The sequence below is a fragment of the Mesorhizobium sp. genome (genome assembly GCF_004962245.1).
Lineage (GTDB): Bacteria > Pseudomonadota > Alphaproteobacteria > Rhizobiales > Rhizobiaceae > Mesorhizobium.
The window spans coordinates 60,567-75,393 of the sequence record NZ_SUHQ01000015.1 but is presented as its reverse complement, the minus strand read 5'-3'; the positions used below and the strand labels follow the sequence as shown (position 1 = coordinate 75,393).

15 protein-coding genes and 1 pseudogene are annotated in these 14,827 nt (G+C 63.6%); 15 read left to right on the top strand and 1 reads right to left on the bottom strand.

From position 1 onward, the window contains the following. Nucleotides 1–49: 49 nt before the first annotated feature. From E5X88_RS17420 to E5X88_RS17350, 15 genes are all read left to right on the top strand, one after another. Nucleotides 50–1,975: an LTA synthase family protein gene (locus E5X88_RS17420; RefSeq protein WP_292163426.1), complete on the top strand. Its 1,926-nt coding sequence runs from the start codon at nucleotides 50–52 to the stop codon at nucleotides 1,973–1,975. Nucleotides 1,976–2,281: 306 nt separating this feature from the next. Continuing rightward, nucleotides 2,282–2,776: a 30S ribosomal protein S6 gene (gene rpsF, locus E5X88_RS17415; RefSeq protein ID WP_292163425.1), complete on the top strand. Its 495-nt coding sequence runs from the start codon at nucleotides 2,282–2,284 to the stop codon at nucleotides 2,774–2,776. Next, the gene (gene rpsR, locus E5X88_RS17410) at nucleotides 2,776–3,024 is read left to right on the top strand and encodes a 30S ribosomal protein S18 (RefSeq protein ID WP_006203718.1); all 249 of its coding nucleotides are present in this window, start codon (nucleotides 2,776–2,778) and stop codon (nucleotides 3,022–3,024) included. Before rpsF ends, rpsR begins: the two co-directional genes overlap by 1 nt. A gap of 208 nt (nucleotides 3,025–3,232) precedes the next feature. Continuing rightward, a complete protein-coding gene (gene rplI, locus E5X88_RS17405; RefSeq protein WP_292163424.1) occupies nucleotides 3,233–3,817 on the top strand; it encodes a 50S ribosomal protein L9 in 585 nt (194 codons plus the stop codon). Nucleotides 3,818–4,079: 262 nt separating this feature from the next. After that, entirely contained in the window at nucleotides 4,080–5,369 is a 1,290-nt protein-coding gene (locus E5X88_RS17400; RefSeq protein ID WP_292163421.1) for a cyclopropane-fatty-acyl-phospholipid synthase family protein, read from the top strand. Nucleotides 5,370–5,451: 82 nt separating this feature from the next. Further along, nucleotides 5,452–5,775: a YnfA family protein gene (locus E5X88_RS17395; protein WP_292163420.1), complete on the top strand. Its 324-nt coding sequence runs from the start codon at nucleotides 5,452–5,454 to the stop codon at nucleotides 5,773–5,775. A 3-nt stretch (nucleotides 5,776–5,778) separates the two neighbouring features. Then, nucleotides 5,779–6,747: a small ribosomal subunit Rsm22 family protein gene (locus E5X88_RS17390; RefSeq protein WP_292163419.1), complete on the top strand. Its 969-nt coding sequence runs from the start codon at nucleotides 5,779–5,781 to the stop codon at nucleotides 6,745–6,747. A 207-nt stretch (nucleotides 6,748–6,954) separates the two neighbouring features. Continuing rightward, nucleotides 6,955–8,445, top strand: a complete 1,491-nt coding sequence (locus E5X88_RS17385) for a replicative DNA helicase (protein ID WP_292163416.1) — start codon at nucleotides 6,955–6,957, stop codon at nucleotides 8,443–8,445. Nucleotides 8,446–8,565: 120 nt separating this feature from the next. Further along, nucleotides 8,566–9,969, top strand: coding sequence for a DNA repair protein RadA (gene radA / locus E5X88_RS17380; protein WP_127292600.1), 1,404 nt, complete (start codon nucleotides 8,566–8,568; stop codon nucleotides 9,967–9,969). Between the two features lie 27 nt (nucleotides 9,970–9,996). After that, on the top strand, nucleotides 9,997–10,671 hold the full coding sequence (locus E5X88_RS17375) for a CvpA family protein (RefSeq protein ID WP_292163414.1): 675 nt from the start codon (nucleotides 9,997–9,999) through the stop codon (nucleotides 10,669–10,671). Between the two features lie 78 nt (nucleotides 10,672–10,749). After that, on the top strand, nucleotides 10,750–12,219 hold the full coding sequence (gene purF, locus E5X88_RS17370) for an amidophosphoribosyltransferase (RefSeq protein ID WP_292163412.1): 1,470 nt from the start codon (nucleotides 10,750–10,752) through the stop codon (nucleotides 12,217–12,219). A gap of 12 nt (nucleotides 12,220–12,231) precedes the next feature. After that, entirely contained in the window at nucleotides 12,232–12,501 is a 270-nt protein-coding gene (locus E5X88_RS17365) for a hypothetical protein (protein ID WP_292163411.1), read from the top strand. A gap of 29 nt (nucleotides 12,502–12,530) precedes the next feature. Further along, nucleotides 12,531–13,277, top strand: a complete 747-nt coding sequence (locus tag E5X88_RS17360) for an SDR family NAD(P)-dependent oxidoreductase (RefSeq protein WP_292163409.1) — start codon at nucleotides 12,531–12,533, stop codon at nucleotides 13,275–13,277. A gap of 81 nt (nucleotides 13,278–13,358) precedes the next feature. Then, nucleotides 13,359–13,988: a hypothetical protein gene (locus E5X88_RS17355; protein WP_292163407.1), complete on the top strand. Its 630-nt coding sequence runs from the start codon at nucleotides 13,359–13,361 to the stop codon at nucleotides 13,986–13,988. 112 nt (nucleotides 13,989–14,100) lie between these two features. Further along, nucleotides 14,101–14,307, top strand: coding sequence for a hypothetical protein (locus E5X88_RS17350; protein WP_292163571.1), 207 nt, complete (start codon nucleotides 14,101–14,103; stop codon nucleotides 14,305–14,307). A 14-nt stretch (nucleotides 14,308–14,321) separates the two neighbouring features. Here E5X88_RS17350 and E5X88_RS17345 read toward each other — a convergent pair. Then, a pseudogene (locus E5X88_RS17345) lies at nucleotides 14,322–14,827 on the bottom strand (OsmC family protein).

Sequence of the window (14,827 nt, the reverse complement as noted above, 5' to 3'; positions counted from 1 at the left end):
ATCGATGACAGTTCAGTGACGTTTTGTGTATGGCTGGGGGAATTGTAAGGTGGCAAGGACTAGAAAAGGCGCAAGCAAGGCCGCGCCACAGTTTCTGGAAGGCGATCCGGCCACCGGCTATCTGCCGGGCCGGAAATGGCCTGTTATCCGCTACGGCCTCGTCAGCCTGCTCGCCGCCGCCATTCTGGTGTTTGCGATCGAACTGATCGTGCGCGGCAACTTTGCCGGCACCGTCACCTTCTTCCTGCAGCCCTTCAAGCCGGGCTGGACCACCATCATCATCTTCGCGCTGATCCTGATCGGCCTCGACGCCGTGCTCGGCCGCAGCCACCAGAGCCTGGTGATCGTCGCGCCGCTGACGCTGGCGCTGGCCTTTATCGGCCATCAGAAATCGCTCTATCTCGGCGATCCGCTCTATCCGACCGACTTCTTGTATTCACGCCAGATCGTGGCGCTGATGCCGCTACTGGTGCGCGATCGCCCGGGAACCGCCCTCGCCCTTGCGGTCAGCATCGTCGTCGGGCTGTCGCTGCTGGTCCATGGCTGGCGCCAGTGGCGCCGCCGAGTGCCGGCGCTCAGCCACAAGGGCCGCCTTGCCCGGCTGACATTGACCGTGCCGTTGCTCGCCTTCTTCGTCTCAATCATGGATTATGCAACCTTCTCGTGGACCCGCGACCGGCTGCAGATCATCCCGATGATGTGGGACCAGAAGGAAAACTACGCCTCCAACGGCTTCGCGCTTGCCTTCGCGCTCAACGTGCCGATGGCCCATGTCAAGGCGCCCGCCGGCTACTCCGACAAGTCGATCGCGGCGATCGACAGGCCTGATGTGACGGCCTCGGTACCGGCCGAGAAGCCCGACATCATCATCGTCATGAGCGAATCCTTCTGGGATCCGACCGGGCTGCCCGGCGTCGCCGTCACGCCCGACCCGATTCCCAACGTGCGGGCGCTGCGCTCGGGCCACGTGTTCTCGCCCGAATTCGGCGGCATGACCGCCAATGTCGAATTCGAGGCGCTGACGGGCTTCTCCAACGCATTCCTGCCGGCCGGCAGCATCCCCTACCAGCAATATGTCCGCGCGCCGGTGCCATCGATGGCGACGTTCCTGAAGAGCCAGGGCTATGAGACGCGCGCCATCCATCCGGGCACGAGCTGGTTCTGGAACCGCACGCCGGTCTATGCGGATTTCGGCTTCGACGCCTTCAAGTCGGAGGAAAACATGCCATATCTCGAAAAGCGCGGGCCGCTGGCCTCCGATGCGGCGATGACCGACGAGATCATCCGCGAAGCCGACGCCACCGACGATCCGTTCTTCTTCTTTGCCGTCAGCCTGCAGAATCACGGACCCTATGAGCCGAACCGCTACTACAATCCGACCCACAAGGTGCAGGCGCCGACCAGCCAGTGGGCAAAGGATTCGCTCCTGAGCTTCACAGAGGGTGCATCCGACGCCGACAAGGGCCTCGGGCGCCTTGTCGAATGGGCGAAGAACCGCAAACGGCCGACGGTCATCGCCTTCTTCGGCGACCATCTGCCGCCGCTCGGTCCGGTCTATGTCGAGACCGGCTTCCTCAAGGATAATGTCGCGCCGCGTAAAGAGCCGCCTGATCTGATGCTGCTGCATCACCAGACGCCGCTGGTCGTATGGTCGAACCGCACCGGGCCGGCCGAGGAAATGGAGGCGGTAAGCCCTGCCTTCCTGCCCTACCATATCCTGACCACGGCCGGGATCAGCCACCCCTATTACACCGGCTTTCTCGGCCAGATGCGCGAGCATTACCGTGTCGTCGACCGCAATCTGCTGTTGACGCCGGCGGGCGAGGCTACGCCGGACTGGGCGCGCAAGAAGGAAATCGACCCGGCCATCCGCGATTTCCGTCTGCTGCAATACGACATGATGTTCGGCAAGCGCCGTGCAGCGCCCGATTTCTTCCCGGAAACGGTGAACAAGCTCGTCCCCCATACAAGCTGACCCTGCCGCGGCGCGACATGTCGTCCTTGCAGCGGCGGGTTTTCGGCTCGCCCTTGCCTTGCGGCCAAATTGCTGTATAGACGCCCGCAATCTGCCGGTCCTTGCTGGGGGCTGAACGGAGGGCCGGAGGTTTTTTCGAAAACCTTCGTGTGGGGCCAGAAGCGCTTCCGCCTCCCGTGTCTCCGCTCTCGACCGTCTCGTCATGCTCCTTTCTTCCCCGCCCCTTCGGGACTAGCGGGTCAGAGAAGTTGCAGAGGCTTTTGCCGCCGGGAACCGGGAGAGAAACGAAGAAAGGCAAAGAACAATATGGCTCTTTACGAACATGTGTTTCTTGCCCGGCAGGACCTCTCGCAGCAGCAGGTCGATGCGCTTGTCGAACAGTACAAGGGTGTCATCTCCGCCAATGGCGGGTCCGTCGGCCGGGTCGAGAACTGGGGACTGAAGTCCCTCACCTACCGGGTCAACAAGAACCGGAAGGCATACTACACGCTGATGGACATCACCTGCCCGCCGGCCGCGCTCAACGAGATGGAGCGCCAGATGGGACTGTCCGAGGATGTGCTGCGTTTCCTCACCGTCAAGGTCGATGCGCATGAGGAAGGCCCTTCGGCGATGATGCAGAAGCGTGAAGAGCGCTCGGAGCGAGGCAGCTTTGGTGACCGCGATCGCGGCCCGCGCTCGTTCGGCGACCGTGATCGCGGCGACCGTAGCGATCGTCCGCCGCGCAGCTTCGGTGGCGACGCCGGTGCAGACCGTGGTCCGCGCCGTCCGCGCGAAGGTGTTGAAGGGAGTGCAGAATAATGGTCGACATCAATCAGATCCCGACCCGGCGCCCCTTCCATCGCCGCCGCAAGACCTGCCCGTTCTCCGGCGCCAATGCGCCCAAGATCGACTACAAGGACGTACGTCTTCTGCAGCGCTACATCTCCGAGCGCGGCAAGATCGTGCCGTCGCGCATCACCGCCGTCAGCCAGAAGAAGCAGCGCGAGCTCGCCAAGGCGATCAAGCGCGCCCGCTTCCTCGGCTTGCTGCCCTACGTGGTTCGCTAACACTCTTTGGCGGGCGGTTCGCCGCCCGCTTTTCCCACGGCGACGGGCGCCGCAGGGTTGCCATCAAATCCCGGGTTGAGGTGAAGACCTCTAACTGCCGCGACAGGCAGGACAGCGACATAGGCGGCGACGCCCTCAGCTTCCTGACCTGTTCCAGACAATTCGGCGTCGATCCCAGTGATTGGCGCCCAAACGAAGGAACAAAACCATGGAAGTCATTCTTCTCGAACGCGTTTCCCGCCTCGGCCAGATGGGCGATACCGTCAAGGTCAAGGACGGATTCGCCCGCAACTTCCTGCTGCCGCAGGGCAAGGCGCTGCGCGCCAACGAAGCCAACAAGAAGAAGTTCGAGGGACAGCGTGCCCAGCTCGAAGCCCGCAACCTCGAGCGCAAGTCCGAGGCCATGCAGATTTCGGAAAAACTCGATGGCAAGAGCTTCATCGCCGTGCGTTCGGCCGGCGAAACCGGCCAGCTTTACGGCTCGGTGTCGACCCGCGACATCGCCGAGCTGCTGACGGCGGAAGGTTTTTCGGTCAACCGCAACCAGATCCTGCTCAACCAGCCGATCAAGACCATCGGTCTTACCAATGTGGCGATCGCGCTGCATCCGGAAGTCGAGGTCACCATCACGCTCAACATTGCCCGCACGGCCGACGAAGCCGAGCGCCAGGCCCAGGGCGAGACGCTGACCACCGCCGAAGCCATCTATGGCGAAGACATCAACGACAATGCGCGCCCGGAGAACTTCTTCGACCCCAATGCCGAGTTCGAGGGCGGCGAAGACAACGCCTGATTACATACGACAGAGCGCCAGAACGGTGCTCCAGTCACTTAGTCGGCTTCCAGTCATTTCTGGACCAATGCCCGGGCCTCTCGCCCGGGCATTTTTATGCCAAATGGAACTTTTCGAACCCCTACATATTGTTGCAGACTACAGCGCCGCGCGTCCTCTGGACGCTGTAGCGTCTTGACTGGGCGCATGATCCTTTCCGAAATCGATATTGATTTTGGGTCATGCGCGAACAGCCTGTCTGGCCGAGAGGGGACGTTTGGTCATGAATATTCTGTTGAAGCGCATTCTCGACCGCCTGGTTTGCACCGGCAATCTCAAGGTAACCGGCCCGAAGGGCGCGGCAGTGGTTTTCGGCGACGGCAGCGGCGAGCCGGTGCACATGCACATCAAGACCGCGCATGCCGAGCGTGCCATCACCTTCGATCCGATGCTGGCGGTGCCGGAAGCCTATATGGACGGAGAACTCGACATACTCGAGGGCGGCGTGCTGGGGGTGATGCGCATCGCCTTCCAGAACATGGGCAGCGGCGGCATCGACGCCACCTGGTCGAAGGCGATCGAGGGCCTGCGCCACGCCTTCCGCCGCCTGCAGCAGATCAACACGGCCGCGCGCGCGCGCCGCAACGTACAGCGCCACTATGATCTGTCGGGCGACCTCTACCGGCTCTTCCTCGACGAGGACATGCAGTATTCCTGCGCCTATTTCGAGCAGCCGGACATGACGCTCGATGAGGCGCAGGCCGCCAAGAAGCGCCACATCGCAGCCAAGCTCAGGCTGAAGGCCGGCCAGACGGTGCTCGACATCGGCTCCGGCTGGGGCGGGCTCGGCCTCTATCTCGCCAAGTCCTTCGACGTGGACGTGCAAGGCGTGACGTTGTCGACCGAGCAGCATGGCGTCGCCACCGACCGCGCCCACGCGCAAGGTCTGGAAAACCGCGTGCATTTCGAACTGAAGGATTACCGCGAGCTCAACGAGCGCTTCGACCGTATCGTCTCGGTCGGCATGTTCGAGCATGTCGGCGTCAACCACTTCCGCACCTTCTTCGAGAAATCGGCGACGCTCCTGAAGCCGGACGGCGTCATGCTGCTGCACACGATCGGCCGCTCCGGCGTGCCGTGGGCAACCAGCGCCTTCATCCGCAAATACATCTTCCCGGGCGGCTACATTCCCTCGCTCTCGGAAGTCATGCCGGCGATCGAAAAGTCGGGCCTCATCGTCACCGACATCGAAATCCTGCGGCTGCATTATGCCGACACGCTGAAGCACTGGGGCGAGCGCTTCGCCGCCAATCGCGACAAGGCCAAGGCGATCTATGACGAGCGCTTCTGCCGCATGTGGGAGTTCTATCTGGCAGCCTCGGAAGCCGCCTTCCGCTGGCAGGACCTGGTGATCTTCCAAATCCAGATCGCCAAGAAGAACGACACGCTGCCGATGTCTCGAGACTATATGGCCAAATGCGAGAAGGCGCTGGAGATGCGCGACATGGGGCATCGCCAAAAAACCGTTGCCGCCAGGCCGACGCGGCGCCGCAGGATGGCGGCTCCGAAATAGCTGCCGGTGGCCACGCATTGCCCTTGCCATTGCCTGCCTGCACGCTGAAAAAGGTCTCGTCGTCGCCACGAGACCTTTTTTCATGACCTATCTCATCTACAGCGTTGCTGCCCTTGCCGAGATCGCCGGCTGCTTTTCGATCTGGGCATGGTGGCGACTGGAAAAGTCGCCGCTGTGGCTGGCGCCAGGCCTGGCCTCGCTCGCCCTGTTCGGCTTCCTGCTGGCGCTGGTAGACATCAGTGCGGCGGGCCGCGCCTATGCCGCCTATGGCGGCATCTATATCGGCGCCTCGCTCGGATGGCTGTGGCTGGTGGAAGGCGTGCGCCCTGACCGCTGGGACCTTGCCGGTTCCGCGCTCTGCATCGTTGGCGCCTCGATCATCCTGCTCGCGCGTCGGGGGGCCTGATTTATGGAACTGCCTATTTTGCTTCGACAGGGCGTAGAGCATCTCCTCGAAAAAGTGCCGCTGCCGACGCTGAAGCAAGCGGCAAAAACGCTGTCCGACCGTTACCGCGCCGAGCTGCGTGACGGCCGCCTGCACATGGCCGAGGAGATGGCGGTCAAGGCCTACCTGGCGACGCGGCTGCCGGCGACCTATGCCGCCGTCCGTGCCAGCCTCGATGCAGTGAGCGAGGCGCGACCCGGCTACGCGCCGAAAACCCTGCTCGATGTCGGCGCCGGTCCTGGTACGGTGCTTTGGGCCACGCTCGATCTCTGGCCCGACCTCGAACAAGCGGTGCTGCTCGAAGCGAGCGCAGCGGTGCGCCGGGTCGGCGAGACTCTTGCCGCAGACGCGATGACGGCCAAAATCGCCTGGCTGGCCGGGGATGTCACCATCGACCTTGCCGATCTCAAACCGGCCGAGTTGGTCACCTGCGCCTATGTGCTGGACGAGATCGCGCCGGCGTCGCTGCCAAAGCTCGTCGACCGGCTCTGGCACCTGAGCGACGACACGCTGCTGGTCGTCGAACCGGGCACGCCGGCCGGATGGGAGCGCATCCTTGCGGTGCGTCGGCACCTTATCGAGGCGGGCGCGCATGTGCTTGCCCCTTGCCCGCATGAGGCACCCTGCCCGCTCGCGGCGCCCGACTGGTGCCATTTTTCGCGCCGTGTCGCGCGCTCGCGCCTGCACCGGCTGGCCAAGGAGGCCGACGTACCCTGGGAGGACGAGAAATTCATCTACGTCGCCGCCTCCCGCCAAGCCGTTGGCCCATCGCGGGCGCGGGTGATCGCACCGCCGAAATCGGGCTCCGGCAAGGTTCTGCTGAAACTTTGCGAAAAGGACGGCAGTGCCGGCGAAAAACTGTTCACCAAGCGCGATGGCGAGATATTCAAGGCCGCGCGACGGCTCGACTGGGGCGACGCGCTGCCGGAATGACTGGCAGCCATTTTCCTGTTTTGTTCTCGTTCAAGAATGGCTAAGCTCGTCATCTTGATTCGAGTCAATCAAGATTCTTTCCACCGAAAGATCTTGTCTGTGAATCGCGGGCATCAAAGCTGGTTGGTTGGGGACTGATGCAGATAAGTCATCACTGACTTGTCCCGTTCTGATATCGAGAAGCCGGGATCAAAAACCGGGGACATCATGGCTGAGGCAGCGCGAAAATTCGGCGTGGCGGAAACACCGCTCTATCGTGAGGCGCCGAACAACATCGAGGCTGAACAGGCGCTGCTCGGCGCCATCCTCGTCAACAACGATGCCTTCTACCGCGTCTCGGACTTCCTGAAATCCGGCCATTTCTACGAGCCGCTGCACAGAAAAATCTTCGAGGTCGCCGCCGAACTCATCCGCATGGGCAAGATAGCAACGCCGATCACGCTGAAGACCTTCCTGCCGGCCGACGAGAAGGTCGGCGACATGACGGTTGCGCAATATATCGTGCGATTGGCTGTCGAGGCGGTCACCGTCGTCAATGCCGCCGACTATGGCCGCGCCATCTACGATCTCGCCACGCGGCGCGCGCTAATCACCGTCGGCGAAGACATGGTCAACATCGCCTACGATGCGCCGGTCGACATGTCGCCGTCCGAGCAGATCGAGGATGCCGAACGACGCCTGTTCGAACTGGCCGAGACCGGCCGCTACGATGGCGGCTTCGAAAGCTTCACCGATGCGGTCAAGACCGCCGTCGACATGGCCAACGCCGCCTATATGCGTGACGGGCACCTGTCGGGCGTCGCCACGGGCCTGCGCGATCTCGATCGCCGCATGGGCGGCCTGCAGCCGTCCGATCTGATCATCATCGCCGGCCGCCCCGGCATGGGCAAGACCTCGCTCGCCACCAACATGGCCTTCAACATCGCCGAAGCCTATGTGCCGGCGCAGCAGGCCGATGGCTCGTTCAAGGCGGCCAATGGCGGCGTCGTCGGCTTCTTCTCGCTCGAAATGTCATCGGAACAGCTCGCCACCCGCATCATTTCCGAGCAGACCGAAATCCCGTCGTCAAAAATCCGCCGCGGCGAGATCAGCGAGATGGACTTCGAAAAGCTGGTCGCCTGCTCGCAGACCATGCAGAAGATACCGCTGTTCATCGACCAGACCGGCGGCATCTCGATCGCCCAACTTTCGGCACGCGCGCGACGGCTGAAGCGCCAGCGCGGCCTCGATGTCATCGTCATCGACTATATCCAGCTGATGCAAGGGTCGAGCGCGAAATCCTCGCAGAACCGCGTGCAGGAAATCACCGAGATCACCACCGGCCTGAAGGCGCTGGCCAAGGAACTTGCCGTGCCGATCATCGCGCTGTCGCAGCTGTCGCGTCAGGTCGAAAGCCGCGACGACAAGCGCCCACAACTCTCGGATCTGCGCGAATCGGGCTCGATCGAGCAGGACGCCGACGTGGTGTTGTTCGTCTACCGCGAGGAATATTATCTGAAGAACCGCGAGCCGAAGCCCGGCACCGACGAATATATCAAATGGGAAAACGAGATGAACGAGATGCGCGGCAAGGCCGAGGTCATCGTCGCCAAGCAGCGCCATGGACCGACCGGCTCGGTCAGCCTCGCCTTCCAGGGCGAGTTCACCCGCTTCTCCGACCTTGCTGAAGAGCATCATATTGCGGAGAGGTTCGAGTAGCCGCTTGGCAGACACAGAAACAATGGCACCGGACCGCGGCGTTCTTTCGCGCCCCCCTCTGTCCTGCCGGACAGAGGGGGGCGCTGTCCCGCTAACTTGTCACGAAGCGGCATCCATCTGATGGCCAAGTCCCGCGTCCAGTTCATCTGCCAGAATTGCGGATCGGTGCATCAGCGCTGGGCCGGCAAATGCGATGCTTGCGGCGAGTGGAACACGCTAGTCGAGGAAGGCACGTCCGGCGGCATCGGCTCGGGTCCGGCCAATACCCGCAATGCGCGCAAGGGCCGCGCCGTGGTGCTCACGACCTTGTCCGGCGATATCGAGGACGCGCCGCGCATCGTCTCCGGCATCGGCGAACTTGACCGCGCCACCGGCGGCGGCTTCGTGCGCGGTTCGGCCCTTCTGGTCGGCGGCGATCCCGGCATCGGCAAGTCGACGCTATTGACCCAGGCGGCCGCAGCACTCGCGGCAAAAGGCCACCGCATCGTCTATGTCTCCGGCGAGGAGGCCGTTGCCCAGATCCGGCTGCGCGCACAACGGCTCGGCGTCGCCGACACTCCGGTGGAGCTTGCCGCCGAAACCAATGTCGAGGACATCCTCGCCACCATCGCCGACGGCAAGCGGCCGGACCTGGTGATTCTGGATTCGATCCAGACCTTGTGGACCGACATGGCCGATTCGGCTCCCGGCACCGTCACCCAGGTGCGCGCCGCCGCCCAGGCGATGATCCGTTATGCGAAATCCACCGGAGCGGCGATCGTGCTGGTTGGCCACGTCACCAAGGAAGGCCAGATCGCCGGGCCACGCGTGGTCGAGCACATGGTCGACGCGGTGCTTTATTTCGAGGGCGAAGGCGGCCACCACTACCGCATCCTGCGCACGGTCAAGAACCGCTTCGGGCCGACCGACGAGATCGGAGTCTTCGAAATGTCTGACATGGGCCTGCGCGAGGTCGCCAATCCGTCCGAGCTTTTTCTCGGCGAACGCCATGCGAAATCGCCGGGTGCAGCGGTTTTCGCCGGCATGGAGGGAACCCGCCCGGTGCTGGTCGAGATCCAGGCGCTGGTGGCGCCGTCGTCGCTGGGCACACCCCGCCGCGCCGTCGTCGGCTGGGACGGCGCCCGGCTGTCGATGATCCTCGCCGTCCTCGAAGCCCATTGCGGCGTCCGTTTCGGCACCCACGACGTCTATCTCAATGTTGCCGGCGGCTACCGCATTTCAGAGCCGGCGGCCGATCTGGCGGTGGCGGCCGCATTGGTTTCCTCGCTCACCGGTCTTGCCCTTCCGGCCGATTGCGTCTATTTCGGCGAAATCAGCCTTTCGGGCGCCGTAAGGCCGGTTGCGCATGCGCAGCAGCGCCTGAAGGAAGCCGAAAAGCTGGGTTTCGGAAGTGCGGTTCTGCCCTTGGGCAGCGAGGAACTTGCCGGGGGGATAGGGGCCGGCGCTTTCCAGCCCACCGAGCTTGCCGACCTCGTGGCGCGCATAGCCGGCTCACGGCGCAGCCGTGCCGACGAGCAAGAGTGACGCGGCTCATGAAGTGGGGCGAAAGACATGCCGATTACGCTGCTTGACGGAATTCTCGTCGGCTTCACCTTGGTCTCGGCGATGCTCGCCATGGTTCGCGGCTTTTCGCGCGAGGTTCTCTCCATCATCTCCTGGATAGCGGCGGCGGCAGCGGCGTTCTTCTTCTACAAACCGGTCCTGCCTTACGTTCAGCCCTATGTCGACAACGAGAAGGTTGCCATGGTGGCCGCCGCCGGCATCGTCTTCATCATCGCGCTGATCGTCGTTTCCGTCATCACCATGAAGCTCGCCGACTGGATCATCGATTCCAGGATCGGCGCGCTCGACCGCACGCTCGGTTTCCTCTATGGCGCGGCGCGCGGCATCCTGGTCGTCGCGGTGGCCCTGCTGTTCTTCAACTGGCTGGCCGGCCCCAAGGCTCCGGGCTGGGTCGCCAACGCCAAGTCCCGGCCGCTGCTCGAATCGATCGGCGCCAAGCTCGAAAGCCTGCTGCCCGAGGATCCGGAAAACGCGATCCTCAACAGGCTCAATCCGAATCAGCCGGCACCCGAGACCGGCGCCGAGACACCTCCAGCGGCGGACGCACCCGCGGCAGACGCGCCGGCAACCGGCGACGATACCGGTGCTCCGGCACCCGACGAGAGCGGAACCGACGCGCCACCGGCCGACAATGCACCGGCCAATCCGGCGCCGGCAAACTGACGATCATGTGAAAGCCGCAAACTCTACGTTGCTCTCAAGCAGTCATCACACTATATAGCGACTTTAGCGGAGCTGAAGATGGCAGACGCAGACGACGTGCTTTCCGCCGAAGCTGACGATCATTTCCACGACGAATGCGGTGTGTTCGGTATTTTTGGCCGGCAAGACGCTGCAGCTATCGTCACGCTCGGCCTGCATGCGTTGCAGCATCGCGGCCAGGAAGCGGCCGGTATCGTTTCCTACGACGGCACCCAGTTCCATGTTGAACATCATGTCGGCCTGATTGGCGACACCTTCACCAAGCAGCGCGTCATCGACAGCCTGCAAGGCAACCGCGCGATCGGCCACACGCGCTACGCCACCACAGGCGGCGCCGGCCAGCGCAACATCCAGCCGTTTTTCGCCGAACTCGCCGATGGCGGCTTCGCCGTCGCCCACAACGGCAACCTCACCAACGCCATGACCGTGCAGCGCGCGCTGCAGAAACAGGGCGCGATCTTCTCGTCGACCTCCGACACCGAGACGCTGCTGCATCTGGTTGCTACCAGCAAGGAGCGTGACTTGAATTCGCGCTTCATCGATGCGGTGCGCCAGGTCGAAGGCGCCTTCTCGCTGGTGGCGATGACGTCTAAAAAGATGATCGGTTGCCGTGATCCGCTCGGCATCCGGCCGCTGGTGCTCGGCGATCTCGACGGCGCCTGGATCCTGGCTTCCGAAACCTGCGCGCTCGACATCATCGGTGCGCGTTTCGTGCGCGACCTGAAGCCCGGCGAGATGGTCGTGGTTACCACCAAGGGCATCGAGAGCCTGTTTCCCTTCGAGCCGCAGAAAACCCGCTTCTGCATCTTCGAGTATGTTTATTTCGCGCGTCCTGATTCGTCGGTCGAAGGCCGCAACGTCTACGAGGTTCGCAAGCGCATCGGCGCCGAGCTGGCGCTCGAAAGCCCGGTCGAGGCCGATATCGTCGTGCCGGTGCCGGACAGCGGCACCCCGGCGGCGATCGGCTTTTCGCAGGCCGCGAGCATCCCGTTCGAGCTCGGCATCATCCGCAATCACTATGTCGGCCGCACCTTCATCCAGCCTGGCGATTCGATCCGTCATATGGGTGTCAAGCTCAAGCACAACGCCAACCGCCGCATGATCGAAGGCAAGCGCGTCGTGCTGGTCGACGATTCGATCGTGCGCGGCACCACCAGCCAGAAGATCGTGCAGATGGTGCGCGATGCCGGCGCCAAGGAAGTGCACATGCGCATTGCCTCGCCGCCGACGCGTGCTTCCTGTTTCTATGGCGTCGACACGCCGGAGAAGTCGAAGCTGCTCGCGTCGCGCATGTCGGTGGAGGAGATGGCCGAATTCATCCGCGTCGATTCGCTTGGTTTTCTCTCGATCGACGGCCTCTACCGCGCCGTCGGCGAGGCCGGCCGCGACAATGAGCAGCCGCAATTCTGCGACGCCTGCTTCACCGGGCAATACCCGACCCGGCTTGCCGACTTCGAAGGCTCCGACAATGTGCGCACGCTGTCGCTCTTGGCGGCGGGCGGGTCTTGATGCCGTGCTTCGATGCTGAAATTGTTCTGGCTGGATTTTGAGGACGAACGCTGCCGCGATTTCCCGATGGGCGTTGGCATTACCGCAGAGGACGAGATTGACGCGGTTGGCGTCGCAAGTAGCCGACTATTTCCGTACGAGGAATTTCCGGCCTCGTTCAGAATCAGGATCATCCCCGATCTGGATGCCCTGGATCAGAACCATGTCAGGCCGAACATTGGTCACCATCTGCGCCGTGGAATCTGGTTTCCGACCGGCTATGACAGTGGCTGGTCACCTTAATCTTTGATTTTTAGAGCAGCCGAGCCCTCATGACCCCTGCCCTCGACCTCTCCGGCCGCGTCGCGGTCGTCACCGGCGCCTCGCGCGGCATCGGCTATTTCATCGCCAAGGAGCTGGCTGCCGCCGGCGCTCATGTCATTGCGGTCGCGCGCACCGTCGGCGGGCTGGAGGAACTCGACGACGAGATCAAGGCGGCGGGCGGACAGGCCACACTGGTGCCGCTCGACCTCGCCGACATGGCCGGCATCGACCGGCTGGGCGGCGCCATCCACGAGCGTTGGGGCAAGCTCGACATCCTGGTTGCCAATGCCGGGGTGCTCGGCGTCATCTCGCCGATCGGCCATGTCGAGGCCAAGACCTTCGAAAAGGTGATGACCATCAACGTCACCGCGATATGGCGGCTGATCCGCTCGGTCGACCCGCTGCTCAGGCTCTCCGACGCCGGCCGCGCCATCGTGCTTTCCTCCAACGCCGCCCATTCGGCGCGGGCCTTCTGGGCGCCCTATGCCGCGTCGAAGGCGGCGGTCGAGACCATGATGCGTTCCTGGGCGCATGAGACGGAAAACTTGGCCCTCAGGGTCAATGCCGCCGACCCCGGCGCCACCCGCACCGCCATGCGGGCGCAGGCCGTGCCCGGCGAGGATCCGGAAACGCTGCCGCATCCCTCAGAGATCGCCAAACGCATCGTGCCACTGGCCAGCCCCGCGCTCAAGGAAACCGGCCTGATCTTCCAGGCCAAGCACAACCGCTTTGTCGCCTACCGGCAGCCGGAGTAGACGCACCGCGCATTTTGGCGGAAGAATTGCGCCGCCACCGACGTTGTTGGAATGCCAAATATCCGCAAACGGAGGACCACCATGCGCAGACTGCTTCTCGTCACCGCCGCTGCATCGCTAGCAGCCATCGGCGTCGCATCCTCACAGGATGCGACAATGAGCTTCTTCGTCACCAGCGTCGGTTCTGGCAAGGGTGCCGATCTCGGCGGCCTCGCGGGCGCCGATGCGCATTGCGGGTCACTGGCTGAAGCCGCCGGCGTTACCGGCAAGACATGGCACGCCTATCTCTCGACCAGCGACACCGATGCGCGCGATCGCATCGGCAAGGGACCGTGGTTCAACGCCAAGGGAGTCAAGATCGCCGACGATGTCGCTTCGCTGCATAGCGACGCCAACGCCATCACCAAGCAGACGGCGCTCGACGAAAAGGGTGAAATGGTCAACGGCCGCGGCGACAAGCCCAACCGGCACGACGTGCTGACGGGATCCACGCCCGACGGCACGAAAATAGCCGACCAGACCTGCGGCGACTGGACGCTCAGCGGAGCCGAAGGTGCGGCGATGACCGGCCATCACGACCGCACCGGTCTCGACGATTCGGCGGCCGCCAAATCGTGGAATTCCTCGCACGCTTCACGCGGCGGCTGCAGCCAGGAGGCGCTGAAGAGCACCGGCGGCGACGGCCTGTTCTACTGCTTTGCCGTGAACTGAGCCGTCGACCATTACGCGGCTGCAATCCCACGGCCGCGTCCGGCGGACGCTTTCGTCGATTGCCCGCAGTTGATAGGATTGCTTGATTCCCACAACAGCTGAGGAAATTCCCATGGCGGCTTCGAGCGTAGCGTTGGTCTGGTATCTGGTAGTCGCCGGCCCGCAAGGCGGCATGGTGGTGCTGCCCAGCACGTTCGACACCCGCGAACAGTGCACCTTCGCCGTCACCGAATACCAGAAGCAGCCGACGCCGGCCGGCTGGGGGGTGCAGTGCGTGCCGAGCGCCTCACCCTTCGCCGACGAGGGCGAAAGCGAGTAGCTGGCGGCGCGTTTTCAGCGCTGCGCGCTCACCGTCAGTTCCGGCCTGGCAGTGATGGTCTGGAACACCACGCAGTAGCGTTCGGTCAGTTTGAGCAGCGTGTCGATGCGCTCATGTGGCTCGTCGCTGTCGAGGCTGAAATTCAACCGGATGGCGCGGAAGCCGACCGGCGCATCTCTTGCCACACCTAAAGTGCCGCGAAAATCGAGATCACCTTCGGCCCCACCGTCGCGGCGCCGAGCTTGAACTCCAGCGCCGTCGCCACCGCCTTCAGCGTTACGCCGGCGCAAGCGACCAGCGCCTCCGGCAGCATGTCGCCCGAGCACAATTCGAGCCCGGAGCCGCCGGTAGCCGGATGGAGACCGGCAACGGCCAGTGCCCTGCCCGTCTCCACCTTGCAGGCGATCGACTGATCGTCGATCGAGCCTCTGGCCCTGAGCGTGACCAGCGCGCTCGATGCGTCATCGCGATAGGCCTCCTTGAGCGGAGCCTGCATGGCCTTCAGTCCGGTGGCGTCCAT

Bases quoted from the DNA above. Each gene is read 5' to 3' on its own strand.
- rpsF (WP_292163425.1), top strand. From the start codon at position 2,282: ATGGCTCTTTACGAACATGTGTTTCTTGCCCGGCAGGACCTCTCGCAG.
- rpsR (WP_006203718.1), top strand. From the start codon at position 2,776: ATGGTCGACATCAATCAGATCCCGACCCGGCGCCCCTTCCATCGCCGC.
- rplI (WP_292163424.1), top strand. From the start codon at position 3,233: ATGGAAGTCATTCTTCTCGAACGCGTTTCCCGCCTCGGCCAGATGGGC.
- E5X88_RS17400 (WP_292163421.1), top strand. From the start codon at position 4,080: ATGAATATTCTGTTGAAGCGCATTCTCGACCGCCTGGTTTGCACCGGC.
- E5X88_RS17395 (WP_292163420.1), top strand. From the start codon at position 5,452: ATGACCTATCTCATCTACAGCGTTGCTGCCCTTGCCGAGATCGCCGGC.
- E5X88_RS17390 (WP_292163419.1), top strand. From the start codon at position 5,779: ATGGAACTGCCTATTTTGCTTCGACAGGGCGTAGAGCATCTCCTCGAA.
- E5X88_RS17385 (WP_292163416.1), top strand. From the start codon at position 6,955: ATGGCTGAGGCAGCGCGAAAATTCGGCGTGGCGGAAACACCGCTCTAT.
- radA (WP_127292600.1), top strand. From the start codon at position 8,566: ATGGCCAAGTCCCGCGTCCAGTTCATCTGCCAGAATTGCGGATCGGTG.
- E5X88_RS17375 (WP_292163414.1), top strand. From the start codon at position 9,997: ATGCCGATTACGCTGCTTGACGGAATTCTCGTCGGCTTCACCTTGGTC.
- purF (WP_292163412.1), top strand. From the start codon at position 10,750: ATGGCAGACGCAGACGACGTGCTTTCCGCCGAAGCTGACGATCATTTC.
- E5X88_RS17365 (WP_292163411.1), top strand. From the start codon at position 12,232: ATGCTGAAATTGTTCTGGCTGGATTTTGAGGACGAACGCTGCCGCGAT.
- E5X88_RS17360 (WP_292163409.1), top strand. From the start codon at position 12,531: ATGACCCCTGCCCTCGACCTCTCCGGCCGCGTCGCGGTCGTCACCGGC.
- E5X88_RS17355 (WP_292163407.1), top strand. From the start codon at position 13,359: ATGCGCAGACTGCTTCTCGTCACCGCCGCTGCATCGCTAGCAGCCATC.
- E5X88_RS17350 (WP_292163571.1), top strand. From the start codon at position 14,101: ATGGCGGCTTCGAGCGTAGCGTTGGTCTGGTATCTGGTAGTCGCCGGC.